This is a genomic window from Pseudomonas silesiensis (genome assembly GCF_001661075.1).
In the GTDB taxonomy this organism is placed as follows: Bacteria; Pseudomonadota; Gammaproteobacteria; order Pseudomonadales; family Pseudomonadaceae; genus Aquipseudomonas; species Aquipseudomonas silesiensis.
In genome coordinates this window covers 293400-308127 of record NZ_CP014870.1, presented here as the reverse complement: position 1 = coordinate 308127, position 14728 = coordinate 293400, and the positions used below count along the sequence as shown (strand labels likewise).

The 14728-nt window shown below is 60.7% G+C and carries 17 protein-coding genes; 12 read left to right on the top strand and 5 right to left on the bottom strand.

The annotated features are described in order from the left end of the window. Positions 1-55: 55 nt before the first annotated feature. On the top strand, positions 56-1738 hold the full coding sequence (phaC, locus tag PMA3_RS01415; RefSeq protein ID WP_064675494.1) for a class II poly(R)-hydroxyalkanoic acid synthase: 1683 nt from the start codon (positions 56-58) through the stop codon (positions 1736-1738). 177 nt (positions 1739-1915) lie between these two features. Further along, positions 1916-2536 carry a TetR/AcrR family transcriptional regulator gene (locus tag PMA3_RS01410; RefSeq protein ID WP_064675493.1) on the top strand — a complete coding sequence of 207 codons (621 nt, stop codon included), beginning with the start codon at positions 1916-1918 and terminating at the stop codon, positions 2534-2536. A 167-nt stretch (positions 2537-2703) separates the two neighbouring features. Here PMA3_RS01410 and PMA3_RS01405 read toward each other — a convergent pair whose 3' ends face one another. The 3 genes from PMA3_RS01405 to PMA3_RS01395 all read right to left on the bottom strand — a co-directional run bounded on the left by PMA3_RS01405 (position 2704) and on the right by PMA3_RS01395 (position 4495). After that, complete coding sequence (locus tag PMA3_RS01405; protein ID WP_064675492.1) at positions 2704-3537, bottom strand: phasin family protein; 834 nt, start codon at positions 3535-3537, stop codon at positions 2704-2706. 10 nt (positions 3538-3547) lie between these two features. Beyond that, complete coding sequence (locus tag PMA3_RS01400; protein WP_064675491.1) at positions 3548-3970, bottom strand: phasin family protein; 423 nt, start codon at positions 3968-3970, stop codon at positions 3548-3550. Between the two features lie 249 nt (positions 3971-4219). After that, the gene (locus PMA3_RS01395) at positions 4220-4495 is read right to left on the bottom strand and encodes a polyhydroxyalkanoic acid system family protein (RefSeq protein ID WP_064675490.1); all 276 of its coding nucleotides are present in this window, start codon (positions 4493-4495) and stop codon (positions 4220-4222) included. Between the two features lie 155 nt (positions 4496-4650). On the opposite strand from PMA3_RS01395, the gene ubiE reads away from it, so the two are divergent. The 10 genes from ubiE (at position 4651) to PMA3_RS01345 (ending at position 12815) form a co-directional block, all read left to right on the top strand. After that, a complete protein-coding gene (ubiE, locus tag PMA3_RS01390) occupies positions 4651-5421 on the top strand; it encodes a bifunctional demethylmenaquinone methyltransferase/2-methoxy-6-polyprenyl-1,4-benzoquinol methylase UbiE (RefSeq protein WP_007948968.1) in 771 nt (256 codons plus the stop codon). Then, positions 5421-6044 (top strand): ubiquinone biosynthesis accessory factor UbiJ, encoded by a 624-nt coding sequence (locus PMA3_RS01385; RefSeq protein WP_064675489.1) that lies wholly within the window; start codon positions 5421-5423, stop codon positions 6042-6044. The genes ubiE and PMA3_RS01385 overlap by 1 nt, the downstream gene beginning before the upstream one ends. After that, a complete protein-coding gene (gene ubiB, locus PMA3_RS01380; RefSeq protein WP_064675488.1) occupies positions 6041-7645 on the top strand; it encodes a ubiquinone biosynthesis regulatory protein kinase UbiB in 1605 nt (534 codons plus the stop codon). The genes PMA3_RS01385 and ubiB overlap by 4 nt, the downstream gene beginning before the upstream one ends. 81 nt (positions 7646-7726) lie before the next feature. After that, positions 7727-8128 carry a phosphoribosyl-AMP cyclohydrolase gene (gene hisI, locus PMA3_RS01375; RefSeq protein ID WP_064675487.1) on the top strand — a complete coding sequence of 134 codons (402 nt, stop codon included), beginning with the start codon at positions 7727-7729 and terminating at the stop codon, positions 8126-8128. Continuing rightward, positions 8121-8453 (top strand): phosphoribosyl-ATP diphosphatase, encoded by a 333-nt coding sequence (locus tag PMA3_RS01370; protein ID WP_003220849.1) that lies wholly within the window; start codon positions 8121-8123, stop codon positions 8451-8453. The genes hisI and PMA3_RS01370 overlap by 8 nt, the downstream gene beginning before the upstream one ends. Before the next feature lie 25 nt (positions 8454-8478). Then, positions 8479-8757, top strand: coding sequence for a twin-arginine translocase TatA/TatE family subunit (locus PMA3_RS01365; RefSeq protein ID WP_064675486.1), 279 nt, complete (start codon positions 8479-8481; stop codon positions 8755-8757). Between the two features lie 10 nt (positions 8758-8767). Continuing rightward, positions 8768-9223: a Sec-independent protein translocase protein TatB gene (tatB, locus tag PMA3_RS01360; RefSeq protein WP_064675485.1), complete on the top strand. Its 456-nt coding sequence runs from the start codon at positions 8768-8770 to the stop codon at positions 9221-9223. After that, the gene (tatC, locus tag PMA3_RS01355) at positions 9220-10014 is read left to right on the top strand and encodes a twin-arginine translocase subunit TatC (protein ID WP_064675484.1); all 795 of its coding nucleotides are present in this window, start codon (positions 9220-9222) and stop codon (positions 10012-10014) included. The genes tatB and tatC overlap by 4 nt, the downstream gene beginning before the upstream one ends. Further along, entirely contained in the window at positions 10011-10718 is a 708-nt protein-coding gene (locus tag PMA3_RS01350; RefSeq protein WP_064675483.1) for a 16S rRNA (uracil(1498)-N(3))-methyltransferase, read from the top strand. The genes tatC and PMA3_RS01350 overlap by 4 nt, the downstream gene beginning before the upstream one ends. Positions 10719-10898: 180 nt before the next feature. Continuing rightward, on the top strand, positions 10899-12815 hold the full coding sequence (locus PMA3_RS01345) for a methyl-accepting chemotaxis protein (protein ID WP_064675482.1): 1917 nt from the start codon (positions 10899-10901) through the stop codon (positions 12813-12815). Positions 12816-12953: 138 nt separating this feature from the next. On the opposite strand, the gene PMA3_RS01340 is transcribed toward PMA3_RS01345, so the two are convergent. Beyond that, positions 12954-13688 (bottom strand): amino acid ABC transporter ATP-binding protein, encoded by a 735-nt coding sequence (locus PMA3_RS01340; RefSeq protein ID WP_064675481.1) that lies wholly within the window; start codon positions 13686-13688, stop codon positions 12954-12956. Further along, a complete protein-coding gene (locus tag PMA3_RS01335) occupies positions 13681-14640 on the bottom strand; it encodes an amino acid ABC transporter permease (protein WP_064675480.1) in 960 nt (319 codons plus the stop codon). Before PMA3_RS01335 ends, PMA3_RS01340 begins: the two co-directional genes overlap by 8 nt. Positions 14641-14728 lie beyond the last annotated feature (88 nt).

Here is a 14728-nt window from a genome sequence, read left to right as displayed (position 1 = left end):
GGTGTTCTGGTTCGACGTGTTTGTTTTAGGCCTGAAGACCAAGGAGTGTTGAGTCATGCGCGACAAACCAGCGAGGGAATTTTCACCGACTCCCGCCGCGTTCATCAACGCACAGAGTGCGATCACCGGCCTGCGTGGTCGGGATCTGTTTTCAACCCTGCGCAGCGTTGCCGCCCATGGTTTGCGCAACCCGGTGCACACGGCCCGACACGCCTTGAAACTCGGCGGCCAGTTGGGTCGGGTGCTGCTGGGCGAAACCCTGCACCCGACCAATCCGCATGACAATCGCTTTGCCGATCCCGCCTGGAGCCTCAACCCTTTTTATCGCCGCAGTTTGCAGGCTTATCTGAGCTGGCAGAAGCAAGTCAGGCACTGGATCGACGAGAGCAACATGAGCCCGGACGATCGCGCCCGCGCCCACTTCGCTTTCGCCTTGCTCAACGACGCCCTGGCCCCGTCCAATAGCTTGCTCAATCCGCTGGCGATCAAGGAGATCTTCAACTCCGGCGGCAACAGTCTGGTGCGGGGTATCAGCCACCTGGTCGACGACTTCCTGCACAACGACGGCCTGCCCAGACAGGTCACCAAACAAGCTTTCGAAGTCGGCAAAACGGTCGCCACCACTACCGGCTCCGTGGTGTTTCGCAATGAGCTGCTGGAGCTGATCCAGTATAAGTCGATGAGCGAAAAGCAGTATTCCAAGCCCTTGCTGGTGGTGCCGCCGCAGATCAACAAGTACTACATTTTCGACCTGAGCCCCCACAACAGCTTCGTCCAGTTTGCGCTGAAGAACGGCCTGCAGACCTTCATGATCAGTTGGCGCAACCCTGATGTGCGCCATCGCGAATGGGGGCTGTCGACCTACGTTGAAGCGGTCGAAGAGGCGATGAACGTGTGCCGGGCGATCACCGGAGCCCGCGAAGTCAACCTGATGGGCGCCTGCGCCGGCGGTTTGACAATCGCGGCCCTGCAAGGACATTTGCAGGCCAAGCGACAACTGCGCAGGGTATCCAGCGCGACGTACCTGGTGAGCCTGCTCGACAGTCAGATGGACACGCCCGCGTCCCTGTTCGCCGATGAGCAAACCCTCGAGGCAGCCAAGCGCCGCTCTTACCAGAAAGGCGTGCTGGAGGGTCGAGACATGGCTAAGGTCTTTGCCTGGATGCGCCCCAACGATTTGATCTGGAGTTACTTCGTCAACAACTACCTGTTGGGCAAGGAACCGCCGGCGTTCGACATTCTCTACTGGAACAATGACAGCACGCGCCTGCCTGCGGCCCTCCATGGCGACCTGCTGGACTTCTTCAAGCACAATCCACTGAGCCATCCGGGCGGCCTTGAAGTGTGCGGTACGCCGATCGACTTGCAGAAAGTCACGGTCGACAGCTTCAGCGTCGCCGGCATCAACGACCACATCACCCCTTGGGATGCGGTGTATCGCTCCACCCTGCTGCTGGGTGGCGAGCGGCGCTTCGTACTCTCCAACAGCGGGCATGTGCAGAGCATCCTCAACCCGCCCTCCAACCCGAAAGCCAATTTCGTCGAAAGCACCAAGCTGAGCGGCGACCCGCGCGCCTGGTATTACGACGCCAAGCAAGTCGACGGCAGCTGGTGGACTCAGTGGCTGGGCTGGATTCAGGAGCGCTCCGGCGCACTGAAAGAAACCCGGGTGACGCTTGGCAACCCGAATTATCCACCGATGGAGGCAGCACCTGGCACCTACGTGCGCGTGCGCTGAACCTTAAAACGCTGCAGCCAGCCTTCAATCCTGTAGGAGCGAGCTTGCTCGCGATGGACGTTAACGATAACGCGTGCTGCCTGGTCAACCGCGTGTTCCCCTCGTTTTTCGCGAGCAAGCTCGCTCCTACAGAGACAGGCATTGGCCGTGGCATGACTCGATCATTAAGAAGACTGGATGAAAACCCGCGACCGGATCCTCGAATGTGCCCTGCAGTTGTTCAATGAAAAGGGCGAACCGAACGTCTCCACCATGGAAGTTGCCAATGAAATGGGGATTAGCCCGGGCAATCTTTACTACCACTTCCACGGCAAGGAACCACTGATACTCGGGTTGTTCGAGCGCTTCCAGGCCGAACTTGCGCCACTGCTCGATCCACCTCACGACGTCGAACTGGCCCCCGAAGATTACTGGCTGTTCCTGCACCTGATCGTCGAGCGCCTGGCGCATTACCGGTTTCTGTTCCAGGACCTGTCGAACCTGGCCGGGCGCCTGCCGAAGCTGGCCAAGGGCATCCGCAACCTGCTCAACGCGCTCAAGCGCACGCTGGCTTCATTGCTGGCGCAATTGAAAGCTAAGGGGCAGTTGGTCAGCGACACCCAGGCGCTGGGTCAGCTGGTGGAGCAGATCACCATGACACTGCTGTTCTCGCTGGACTATCAGCGGATTCTGGATCGTGGGGGCGAGGTGAGGCTGGTGGTGTATCAGATCATGATGCTGGTGGCGCCGCATCTGCTGCCGCCGATCAAGGTGGCGACCGAGCAAATGGCACTCCAATACCTCGAAGAACACGAGTAATCCCCGTGTAGGAGCGAGCTTGCTCGCGATGGTGTGTCAGTCACATTGGTGTCGACTGACACACCATCGCGAGCAAGCTCGCTCCTACACGGGATCTGCAGCGGTTATTGCACAAACAAAAACGCCCGACCTTTGCAGGCCGGGCGTTTTCTTGAGTCCCGGAAAAATCAGGACTGACTGGTTGGCGTCGATGGAGCTGGCGCGGCAGTCGGGGTTGCAGCAGGGGTCGGTGCAGCAGCCGAGTTCGATGCGCTGACCGGGGCCGCCGGTTTCGCAGCAACCTCTGCCGGTTTTGGTGCAGCGGCTTTCGGCGCTGCCGGTTTTTTCACTGCCGGCTTCTTCGCCGCAGCAGGTTTTGCCGCTGGCTTGGCGGCCGGTTTGGCCGCTGCGGTTTTGGCCGCAACCGTTTTGGCCGCTGTCTTGGCTGCAGCAGGTTTAGCGGCGGCAGTTTTAGTAGCCGACTTGGCTGCGGACGCGACTTTCGTTGCGGCTTTGGCTACCGGTTTAGCGGCAGCCTTGGCCAGCGGCTTGGCCGTCGATTTTGCCGCAGGTTTGGCCGCTGCGGTTTTGGCCGCAACAGGTGCAACCTTGGCGCCGGTGAGTTTTTCGATTTGCTTGGTCAGGGTATCGACCTTGCTGTGCAGTGCCTTGACCTCATTGCGGCTTGGTACACCCAGGCGCGAAATGGCACTGTTCAGGCGCTTGTCGAAAGCCCCTTCCAGCTCATCCCACTTGCCCATTGCACGATCTTTCACGCCGCTGATACGCGACTTGGCCGAAGTAGCGGAATCCTTGGCGGCATCGACTTTCTTATCGACAGCGCTCTTGGTGAGCTTCTCGGCTTTCTCGCCATCTTTAACCAATGCATCGAAGAGCTTGCTGCCGTCAGTGTCGATCTTCGAGTACACGCCCAAACCAGCCAGCCAGATTTTGCGGGAGTAGTCTTCGACTTTCCCAATCCACGAGCTGCCTTCTTTATCGGTGTTCTTTTTACCAGCCATCCCGTTCTCCTTAAGATTTACGCGCGACGCGTTCGAGCAATGCCGTCAGCTCATCGAGCTTGGCAGAGAGTGTCTCCACGTCATGTTTAGACGGAATGCCGATACGATTCAAGGTACTTGCGACACGCGAGTCGAAAGCCTTCTCGACTTTGTCGAGTTGTACTTCGACCTTGCCTTTGAAAGAGCTGACTTCAGTCTTGGCTTCATCGATCTCGGCATTCGCTGCTTCGAGCTTCTCGGCAACGGCTTCTTTGCCTTTCTTTTCAACAGCTTGACCGGCAACGATCAACTCTTGAAAGTACTCGCTACCTTCTTGACCGACTCTGGCGTAAGCCCCCAGGCCTGCCAGCCAGATCTTGCGAGCATAGGATTTGACGTCGCTCAGAGCAGTTGTCGAAGCGTCGATTTTTTTCTTCAAAATAACTTTGGCCATGGTGCACCTCACGCGCAGAAGGTTTGAGGAACTGCCCGCGAAAGTGTCGGGCTCAGGCACAAAGTAGTGAGAATAATTAGAAACGGCACCCTAACAAATGAGATGAACCTTCGGCAGGCACCGCATAAAAATGTGGGAGCGAGCTTGCTCGCGATGAGGCCATAACATTCAACATAGATGTTGCCTGATACTCCGCTATCGCGAGCAAGCTCGCTCCTACAGGGACTGCATTCACACATCCAGTGCGGATCAGACCAACGCTTTATCGAGGGCCTTCTCGATTTCCGATTTGATCATGCCGCTCATGGCCGACATCATCAGGCCCAACTCCACATCGACGCGGATCGAGTCTTCGCTGACATGCACCTCGCCTTTCACACCCGAACGCTTGAGGTTCAGCGTATCGCCGGACCATTGCGGTACCAGGCCATATTGCTCGGACAGCTTCTGCGCCAACTTGTCGGCCTTCTCGCGGGCCGCTTCCTTGCCCAGGCCGTGGGCACGCTCAACACTAAAATGGGCCATCGAATGACTCCTGCTTTATGGATACTTTCCTGAAGCATCTTGACCGCTGCTGCGGCAAAACGTCCCGGCGATTGCCCATCTTACCCTCAGCCTTGCCAAGACAAAGCAGGCCACCGGGATTAGAATGTCCCGCATTCTCTTTTGGTGACAGCGATATGACTGATCAGCGCAAAGGCAGCGATGCCGAACCCACCACTCACTTCGGCTTCAAAAACGTTCCGGAAAGCCAGAAAGCGGAAAAAGTCGCTGAGGTATTCCACTCGGTAGCGGCCAAGTACGACTTGATGAACGACCTCCTGTCGGGTGGCATGCACCGTCTGTGGAAGCGTTTTGCGATCGAGCTGTCGGGCGTTCGCACCGGCAACCGGGTGCTGGACATCGCTGGCGGCACCGGCGACCTGACCAAGAAGTTCTCGCACCTCGTGGGCCCGACCGGCCAGGTCGTGCTCGCCGACATCAACGAATCCATGCTCAAGGTCGGTCGTGACCGCCTGCTGGATCTGGGCGTGGCCGGCAACGTCGAATTCGTCCAGGCCGACGCCGAAAAGCTGCCGTTCCCGGACAACCATTTCGACTGCGTGACCATCGCCTTCGGCCTGCGCAACGTCACCCACAAGGAAGATGCCCTGCGCTCGATGCTGCGCGTGCTGAAACCGGGTGGCCGCCTGCTGGTGCTGGAATTCTCCAAGCCGACCAATGCGCTGATGTCCAAAGCCTACGACGCCTACTCGTTCGCCTTCATGCCGCTGATGGGCAAGCTGATCACCAACGACTCGGAAAGCTATCGCTACCTGGCCGAATCGATCCGCATGCACCCGAACCAGGAAACCCTGAAGTCGATGATGGTCGAGGCCGGTTTCGACCGCGTGACCTATCACAACATGACCGCAGGCATCGTTGCCTTGCACCGCGGCATCAAACCCTGATGTTGCTGGCCGGCCTGCTCGCCAGCGTCGAACTCGGACTGAACCGGGTGCTGCGGCTCGACAGCACGGCGTTGCCGCGGCTGGCGCATTTGAGCGGCAAGGTGATTGCCGTCGACTGCCGCAGCCCGGCGCTGCAACTGTTCATCCTGCCCAGCGATGAAGGCCTGATGCTCGCCGCCCACTGGGAAACCGGCGCCGACTGCACCTTGCGTGCACCAGCCTCGAGCCTGTTGAAACTGGCGATGAGCAAGGACAAGACCTCGGTCCTGCATGGCCCTGAAGTCGAACTCGACGGCGACAGCGGCGTGCTGCTGGAACTGGCGGCGATCCTTCAGGACCTTGAGCTGGACTGGGAGTACGAACTCTCTCGCTGGCTGGGACCGGTCGCCACGCATCTGGTCGGCGGTCATCTGCGCAGCCGCGCACGCTGGTACCAGCAAGGGTTCGCCAGCCTGAACCAGAATCTGGGCGAATACCTGGCCGAAGAGTCGCGCACCCTCGTCGGGCAGCGCGAAGCCGAAGCCCGTTTCAGCGAACTGGACCAGATCAAACTCGATCTGGAACGTCTCGAGGCGCGTTTCGAGCGCCTCTCCCGATCCCTCGACCCAAGCGATAACGCATGAAGCTGCTTGCCGTCCGCCGTTTGTTGCGCATCCAGCGCGTTGTGATTCGCTACCGCCTCGATGACCTGCTGTTCGCCCTGCCATTGCCCTGGTTTCTGCTGGCGCTGCGCTATGCCTTGCCGTGGCGCTGGTTCCCGCGCAAGACCCTGGACCTGAGCCGCGGTGCGCGACTGCGTCTGGCGCTGCAGGACCTGGGGCCGATTTTCATCAAGTTCGGACAGATTCTCTCCACTCGCCGCGACCTGCTGCCCGAAGATATCGCCGATGAGCTGATGAAGCTGCAGGACCGGGTGCCGCCGTTCGACTCGCAAGTGTCGATCAGGCTGATCGAAGAGCAGCTCGGCAAAAAAATCAGTGAAGTGTTCAGCCGCTTCGACGTCGAACCGCTGGCCTCGGCCTCGGTGGCGCAGGTGCATGCCGCGCAACTGAAAACCGGCGAAGAAGTGGTGGTCAAGGTCATCCGCCCGGGCCTGAAACCGATCATTGCCCAGGACCTGGCGTGGCTGTTCATCCTCGCCCGCGCCGCCGAAAAGCTCTCGGCCGACGCACGCCTGCTGCACCCGGTGGACGTGGTCCAGGATTACGAAAAAACCATCTACGACGAACTCGACCTGTTGCGCGAAGCGGCGAACGCCAGCCAGTTGAAACGCAACTTCGACGGCTCGGATCTGCTTTACGTACCGCAAGTCTATTGGGACTGGTGCCGGCCGAAAGTGCTGGTGATGGAGCGCATCTACGGGATCCAGGTCACCGACCTCGCCACCCTGGCCGACCAGCGCACCGACATGAAAATGCTCGCCGAGCGCGGCGTGGAGATCTTCTTCACCCAGGTGTTCCGCGACAGCTTCTTCCACGCCGACATGCACCCGGGCAACATCTTCGTCAGCACGGTCAACCCGTGGAGCCCGCAATACATTGCGATCGACTGCGGCATCGTCGGCAGCCTGACCCCGGAAGACCAGGACTACCTGGCGCGCAACCTGTTCGCGTTCTTCAAGCGCGATTATCGTCGCGTGGCCCAATTGCACATCGATTCGGGCTGGGTGCCGGCGGAAACCAAACTCAACGAATTCGAAGCGGCGATCCGCACCGTGTGCGAGCCGATCTTCGAAAAACCGTTAAAAGATATTTCCTTCGGCCAGGTGCTGATGCGCCTGTTCCAGACCGCTCGACGCTTCAACATGGAAGTGCAGCCGCAGCTGGTGCTGCTGCAGAAAACCCTGCTGAACATTGAGGGCCTGGGCCGACAGCTGTACCCGGATCTCGATCTGTGGAACACCGCCCAGCCGTTCCTCGAACGCTGGATGCGCGAACGGGTCAGTCCCAAAGCCTTGCTCGGCAATGTGCAGAGCCAGTTCGAACAACTGCCGCACCTGGCGAACATGGCCCGTGACCTGCTCGAACGCATGTCCCAGCCCCACGCCAACGATCCCCCACCACCGTGGCATCGACGCAAGGACGACTGGTTCCTGCGCCTGCTCGGTTGCGCGCACCTGGCCGGCGGCACGATACTCGCCGCGGGCGGGCCATTGAACGAAATGGGCCATTGGCCGGCCGGCATCATGGTGGCCGTCGGCTTGTATCTGGTCGTTCGCCGATAGCCAGCGCCCCCGCACGCTGGCACACTGTTTCAACGCCTGTGCCCGACTAATGAAGTGTCGGGCCCGCTGTCGGAGTCGATGATGAAAAACTGGCTGGACGAGATCAAGTGGGACGCCGATGGCCTGGTGCCGGCGATTGCCCAGGATCACAAGACCGGACGCGTCCTGATGATGGCCTGGATGAACCGGGAAGCGCTGGAACTGACCGCTGCCGAAAACCGCGCCATCTACTGGTCACGCTCCCGTGGCAAGTTGTGGCGCAAAGGCGAAGAATCCGGGCACGTGCAAACCCTGCATGAGATGCGCCTGGACTGTGATGCCGACGTGATCATCCTGATGGTCGAGCAGGTCGGCGACATCGCCTGTCATACCGGCCGCCAGAGCTGCTTCTACCGTGTCTTCGAGAACGGCGACTGGACAACCGTCGACCCGGTCCTGAAGGACCCGCACGCCATCTACAGCGCAGGACACACCCATGAGTGATACGTTGACCCGCCTGGCCCAGGTACTGGAAGAGCGCAAAGGCGCCGCCGCCGACAGCTCGTATGTCGCCAGCCTGTACCACAAGGGCTTGAACAAGATCCTGGAAAAAGTCGGCGAAGAGTCGGTGGAAACCATCATTGCCGCCAAGGACGCCGCGATCAGCGGTGACTGCAGCGATGTGATCTACGAGACTGCCGATTTGTGGTTCCACAGCATGGTCATGCTCGCCCAACTGGGGCAACATCCACAGGCTGTGCTCGATGAACTGGACCGTCGCTTCGGTCTGTCCGGACACGTCGAGAAAGCCTCGCGCCCGTCCGCCTGAACAACTATTTGAGAGGAGCAGCATCATGGGCATTTTTGACTGGAAACACTGGGTCGTCATCCTGGTTGTCGTTGTGCTGGTGTTCGGCACCAAAAAGCTGAAGAACCTCGGCACCGACGTGGGCGAGTCGATCAAGGGCTTTCGCAAGGCCATGAACGATGACGAAAAGCCGGCTGACCCGACGGTGACCCCGCAACAACCGGTACCCCCTGCTCAACCACAGACCACACAGTCCGTGAACCCGCCGCACACCATCGACGTGCAGGCGCAAAAAGTCGAAGAGCCGATTCGCAAAGACGTGTGAGCACTGACTAATGTTTGGTATCAGCTTCTCTGAACTGCTGCTCGTCGGCCTCGTGGCCCTGCTGGTGCTGGGTCCCGAGCGTCTGCCGGGCGCCGCGCGCACCGCCGGCCTGTGGGTCGGTCGCCTGAAGCGCAGCTTCAACGCGATCAAACAGGAAGTTGAACGTGAAATCGGTGCCGACGAGATCCGTCGGCAACTGCACAACGAACACATTCTGTCGATGGAGCAGGAGGCGCGGAAGATTTTCGCGCCGACCCAGCAGGAGCCGACACCCGTTGTGCCTGTGGCGGAGCAGAACAACCATTCTCCGACAGCAGTCGCCATGCCTGCTGCTGCCCCGACCGGAACGGTGAGCACCATTGAACCGCCGGCGGTTGCAGCACCTGCGGTTGAACCCGTTACACCTGCGGCTGCGCCTGTGGCGCCGGCCCCTCATGACCCCACATTGCCGCCGCGAGCCCCATGAGCGATCTTCCTGAAAACGACCAGCACATGCCGCTGGTTTCGCACCTCACCGAGTTGCGTACCCGCCTGCTGCGCTGTGTAGCGGCGATTTTCATCATCTTCGCCGGGTTGTTCGCCTTCACCCAGCAGATCTACACCTTCGTCTCCACGCCGCTACGCCAGTACCTGCCGGTCGGCGCGACGATGATCGCCACCGACGTGTCATCGCCGTTCCTGACGCCGCTGAAGCTGACGATGATGGTGTCGCTGTTCCTGGCAATCCCGGTGATCCTGCATCAGATCTGGGGCTTCATCGCGCCGGGGCTGTACAAGCATGAAAAGCGCATCGCCGTGCCATTGCTGGTGTCCAGCATCATGCTGTTCTACACCGGCATGGCGTTCGCCTACTACCTGGTGTTCCCGCTGATCTTCAAATTCTTCGCCGCCGCCACCCCGGCCGGCGTGGAAATGATGACCGACATCAGCAGCTACCTCGACTTCGTCATGACGCTGTTCTTCGCCTTTGGCGTGGCGTTCGAAATCCCGGTGGCCGTGGTGCTGCTGGTGTGGATCGGCGTGGTCAATGTCGCCTACCTGAAGAAAATCCGTCCGTATGTGATCATCGGCTGCTTCGTGGTCGGCATGATCCTTACACCGCCGGACATCTTCTCGCAGACCCTGCTGGCCGTGCCGATGTGGCTGTTGTTCGAGATCGGCATCCTGTTCAGCGGCCTGATCAGCAAACGCGGCGAGCACCCGGACGATCAACCGGCTGACGATCACAACGACCAGCCGCCAGCGACCCAACCGTGAACCTGCTGCTCCTCGAAGAGGCCGACTTCATTGCGGCCGACCGGGTGATCCTGCGCGATCGCCGGTTGACTCACATGCAGGAAGTCCATCGTTCGGTGGTGGGCGATAGCCTGCGGGTCGGACGTATCGGCGGGTTGATGGGCTCGGCCGAATTGCTGCGCCTGGACGCCGATGAGGCGGAATTGCGCGTCACCCTCGATCAACCCCCACCCGCCAAGCTGCCATTGACCCTGATACTGGCCCTGCCACGCCCGAAAATGCTGCGCAGGGTGTTCCAGACCGTGGCCGCCATGGGTGTGCCGCGTATCGTGCTGGTGAACAGCTACCGCGTCGAGAAGAGCTTCTGGCAAACCCCCTTCCTGGAACCGGACGCGATTCGTGAGCAGTTGATCCTCGGCCTCGAACAGGCGCGGGACAGCGTGCTGCCGGACGTCGTTATCGAAAAGCGCTTCAAGCCGTTCGTCGAAGATCGTCTTCCGGCCATCACCGACGGCACGCTCGGCCTCGTTGGCCACCCTGGCAACTACCCGCCCTGCCCTCGTGGCCTGGATGAACCGGTGACCCTGGCCATCGGTCCAGAAGGCGGCTGGATCCCTTACGAAATCGACTTGCTGGGCAAGTCCGGCCTGCAACCGGTGCAGCTCGGCGAACGCATCCTGCGGGTCGAAACCGCCGTTACCGCCCTGCTCGCCCGCCTGTTCTAGCCATAACGCAATCCCCTTGCTCGCGAAGGTCGTTAACGATGACGCAGGCTGCCTGGGTGAACGCGGTGCTTGTAAGCCCATCGCGAGCAATCGAGCGTCGACCGGCTGCTCCTACAGATTCCCGGCGTCCTGCCGATACAGCTCTCATAAAACCATCGTTTGGTTCAAGGGAGTTGCAGCATGTACCAATGGCTAGCCGAGAAACTGGGGAACGTCAGCGTCAATCGCAAACTGGGTGTCGGCTTCGGTCTTGTGCTCCTGCTGACCTTGCTCACCACCTTCACCGGCTGGACCGGCCTGAACGAGGTGACAAACCGTGGCGACAAACTCGGGTTCATTTCCAGCCTCAATGAGCTGACCAAAGACCTGCGCATTGCCCGCCTGGACTACGACATGCGTCGCGGCGAACAGGGCCCGGGGGCGGTCAATGACCTGCTGGGTCAGCTCGAAACCGGCTTGAAGACCGCGCGTACGCTGATCGAACAACCCGCCGACGCCGCCATGGTCGACCAGCAACTGGCTGCCGTCGCCGAGTACAAGCGTGCCTTTGCCGACATGACCCAGGCCACCGCCACTCGCGAAGACGCCCGCAGCAAGCTCGGAGCGACCGCCGACAACGCCGTGGCCCAGGTCGGCGAAGTGGAAAAATCCCTGCTGCAAGGTGAAAGCGTCGCCGACTACAGCAACGTGATCGAGCTGAGCAAACTGCTCCAGCAAGCCCGTTATCAGGTTCGCGGCTACACCTACAGCGGCAAGGCCGAAGCTGAACAACCGGCATTGGATGCTATCGAAAAGGCCCTGCAAAACCTGGCGAACCTGCCGTCCAAGGTGCCGGAACAGCACCTCGCCAATCTGCAACAAGCCACCGAATCGCTGAAAGGTTATCGGGCCGCCGTCGGCCAGTTCCGTGACTCGCAGGTGGCGAACGCCACTGCCCTGAAACACATGGCGGCACAAGGCAATCTCCTGATCGACCTGAGTAAAAAGCTGACGGCGTCGCAGACCGTGGTACGTGACACCGATGCCGCGCACGCCAAAAACATGCTGTTGCTGGCGGCCCTGCTGGCCCTGGCTTTTGGCGTGCTCGCGGCTTGGGTCATTACCCGTCAGATCGTGGTTCCTCTCAACCAGACACTCAGAGTCGCCGAACGCATCGCCGCAGGCGACCTGACTCACAACCTCACCTCCCGGCGCCAGGACGAACTCGGCCAGCTGCAACGTGCCATCCAGAGCATGACCCAAGGCCTGCGCGAACTGATCGGCGGCATCAGCGATGGGGTGACGCAAATCGCCAGCGCTGCTGAAGAGCTATCCGCCGTCACCGAGCAGACCAGCGCCGGGGTCAATAGCCAGAAGGTCGAGACCGACCAGGTTGCGACTGCCATGAACGAAATGACCGCCACGGTGCAGGAGGTCGCACGCAACGCTGAAGAGGCCTCCGAAGCCGCCGTCGCGGCCGACCAGCAGGCCCGCGAGGGTGACAAAGTGGTCGGCGAAGCCATCGCCCAGATCGAACGCCTGGCCCTCGAAGTGGGTCACTCAACCGAGGCCATGGGTCATCTCAAGCGCGAAAGCGACAAGATCGGCAGCGTGCTCGACGTGATCAAATCCGTGGCCCAGCAAACCAACCTGCTGGCCCTGAACGCCGCGATTGAAGCCGCCCGTGCCGGTGAGGCCGGGCGCGGTTTTGCGGTCGTCGCCGACGAAGTCCGCAGCCTCGCCCTGCGCACCCAGAAGTCCACCGAAGAAATCGAAGAGTTGATCATCGGTTTGCAGGCCGGTACCCAGCAAGTGGCAACCATCATGGACAACAGTCGCAGCCTGACTGACAGCAGCGTTGAACTGACCCGCCGTGCCGGTGGTTCGCTGAGCAACATCACCCGCACCGTGTCGGCGATCCAGTCGATGAACCAGCAGATCGCCGCTGCCGCCGAGCAGCAAAGCGCGGTGGCTGAAGAGATCAATCGTAGCGTGCTGAACGTGCGCGATGTGTCCGAGCAGACTTCGGCTGCGAGTGAGGAAACCGCGGCCTCCAGCGTAGAGCTGGCACGGTTGGGGACGCATCTGCAGATGCTGGTGGGACGGTTCAGGGTTTGAGGTGATGCGGTGACCTCGGTTCAGCCAAAACCGAGGTGATGCCATCGCGGGCGAGCCCGCTCCCACAGGGATTTATGTCGTAAACAGATCCTGTGGGAGCGGGCTTGCCCGCGATGGCGGCCGGGAGGGCGCTGAATCTTAGAGAACCTGCCGCAAAAAGGCCTGCGCCCGAGGATCCTTCGGCGCATCGAAAAACTCCGCCGGCGAGGCATCTTCCAGCAGTTTCCCGTGATCGAAGAACAACACCCGATCCGCCACTTCCCGCGCAAAGCCCATTTCGTGGGTCACGCAGACCATGGTCATGCCTTCCAGCGCCAGGGTTTTCATCACGTCCAGCACTTCACCGACCATCTCTGGATCGAGCGCAGAGGTTGGTTCATCGAACAGCATGACCTTCGGTTCCATCGCCAGCGCACGAGCGATTGCCACCCGCTGCTGCTGACCACCGGACAGGCGCGACGGAAACTCGTTGGCCTTCTGCGCGATACCCACCTTTTCCAGCAACGCCAACGCCTTGGCCTCCCGCTCTTTCTTGCCGCGCTTGCGCACGACCTTCTGGGCCAGGCAGAGGTTTTCCAGCACGGTCATGTGCGGGAACAGATTGAAGTGCTGGAACACCATGCCGACTTCGCGGCGGTAGGCGTTGACGTCGGTTTTCGGGTCGGCCAGCTGCAGACCGTCGATGCTGACCGACCCCGAGTCGAACTCTTCCAGGCCGTTGAGGCAGCGCAGGAAGGTCGACTTGCCGGAACCGGAGGGGCCGATCACCACCAGCACTTCACCCTTGGCCACTTGGGTGGTGACGTTATCCACCGCGCGAACCACCTGGCCGCGGGTGTCGAAGACTTTTACCAGATCGCGGACTTCAATCACTTTGCGCGAGCCTCCGCTCTAGCCGGCTGGCGATTTTCGACAGCGGCAGGTTGATCAACAGGTATAGCCCGGCCACGCAGAACAGAATTTCGAACGGCGAGAACGAGGTGGTGATGACTTCGCGACCGCTTTTGAGCAGCTCGGTAATCGCGATCACCGACACCAGCGAGGTGTCCTTGACCAGACTGATGAATTGCCCGGCCAGCGGTGGCAATACCCGCTTGAAGGCTTGCGGCAGCACCACATGACGCATCGACTGGCCAGCGCTCAGGCCCAGGGAGCGCGCCGCTTCGTTTTGGCCGCGGGCGATCGACTGCACGCCGGAACGGATGATCTCTGCCACGTAGGCGCCGGTGAACAACGACAGTGCGGCGATCCCGGCGAATTCCCGGGACAGGTTCATCACGGTGCCGATGAAGAAGTAGAAAATGAAGATCTGCACCAGCAGCGGTGTGCCGCGCACCAGCTCGACGTAAATGGTCGAGAGGTCGCGCAGGGTCGGGTTGTTCGACAGTCGGCACAGGCCGGTGGCAAGGCCGATCAGGAGACCGAGCACGCCGGACACCACGGACAGCCACAAGGTGGTCCACAGGCCCCACATCAGTGGCCCTGCGGCCCAATGGCGGGTGACACCAATGACATCGCCTTCAGCCACGTCATCGCCCCGGGCGACTTGCAGGCTGTTATCGTCGACGATCAGGCGTTGCTCGTCGCCGGCATCGTTGCGCAGGGTGACTTCAGCCTTGTCGCCCTTGCGCACAAGCTCGCTGACAGTGGAAATGTCGGCGGCGCGCTGGGATTCTTCGGCGTGGTAGGCGAAGTATTGCGGTATGCGGTTCCAGCGCCATTCGTAGGACATCAGCGAAGTGGCGTAGTACAAGGCGCCGGCCAGGCCGATGAGCACCAGCACGGTTAGAACGTGCCAGGGCCATTGGGCTTTTTTATGTTTCATTTTGCTCTGAAGGTTCCGAATTCTGTGTCGCCAGGGAGGCCGTCTTCGCGGGCAAGCCTCGCTCCTGTAGGAGCGAGGCTTGCTCGCG

Excerpts from the sequence above, each read along its gene's own strand:
- phaC (WP_064675494.1), top strand. The coding sequence starts at position 56 with ATGCGCGACAAACCAGCGAGGGAATTTTCACCGACTCCCGCCGCGTTC.
- PMA3_RS01410 (WP_064675493.1), top strand. The coding sequence starts at position 1,916 with ATGAAAACCCGCGACCGGATCCTCGAATGTGCCCTGCAGTTGTTCAAT.
- PMA3_RS01405 (WP_064675492.1), bottom strand. The coding sequence starts at position 3,537 with ATGGCTGGTAAAAAGAACACCGATAAAGAAGGCAGCTCGTGGATTGGG.
- PMA3_RS01400 (WP_064675491.1), bottom strand. The coding sequence starts at position 3,970 with ATGGCCAAAGTTATTTTGAAGAAAAAAATCGACGCTTCGACAACTGCT.
- PMA3_RS01395 (WP_064675490.1), bottom strand. The coding sequence starts at position 4,495 with ATGGCCCATTTTAGTGTTGAGCGTGCCCACGGCCTGGGCAAGGAAGCG.
- ubiE (WP_007948968.1), top strand. The coding sequence starts at position 4,651 with ATGACTGATCAGCGCAAAGGCAGCGATGCCGAACCCACCACTCACTTC.
- PMA3_RS01385 (WP_064675489.1), top strand. The coding sequence starts at position 5,421 with ATGTTGCTGGCCGGCCTGCTCGCCAGCGTCGAACTCGGACTGAACCGG.
- ubiB (WP_064675488.1), top strand. The coding sequence starts at position 6,041 with ATGAAGCTGCTTGCCGTCCGCCGTTTGTTGCGCATCCAGCGCGTTGTG.
- hisI (WP_064675487.1), top strand. The coding sequence starts at position 7,727 with ATGAAAAACTGGCTGGACGAGATCAAGTGGGACGCCGATGGCCTGGTG.
- PMA3_RS01370 (WP_003220849.1), top strand. The coding sequence starts at position 8,121 with ATGAGTGATACGTTGACCCGCCTGGCCCAGGTACTGGAAGAGCGCAAA.
- PMA3_RS01365 (WP_064675486.1), top strand. The coding sequence starts at position 8,479 with ATGGGCATTTTTGACTGGAAACACTGGGTCGTCATCCTGGTTGTCGTT.
- tatB (WP_064675485.1), top strand. The coding sequence starts at position 8,768 with ATGTTTGGTATCAGCTTCTCTGAACTGCTGCTCGTCGGCCTCGTGGCC.
- tatC (WP_064675484.1), top strand. The coding sequence starts at position 9,220 with ATGAGCGATCTTCCTGAAAACGACCAGCACATGCCGCTGGTTTCGCAC.
- PMA3_RS01345 (WP_064675482.1), top strand. The coding sequence starts at position 10,899 with ATGTACCAATGGCTAGCCGAGAAACTGGGGAACGTCAGCGTCAATCGC.
- PMA3_RS01335 (WP_064675480.1), bottom strand. The coding sequence starts at position 14,640 with ATGAAACATAAAAAAGCCCAATGGCCCTGGCACGTTCTAACCGTGCTG.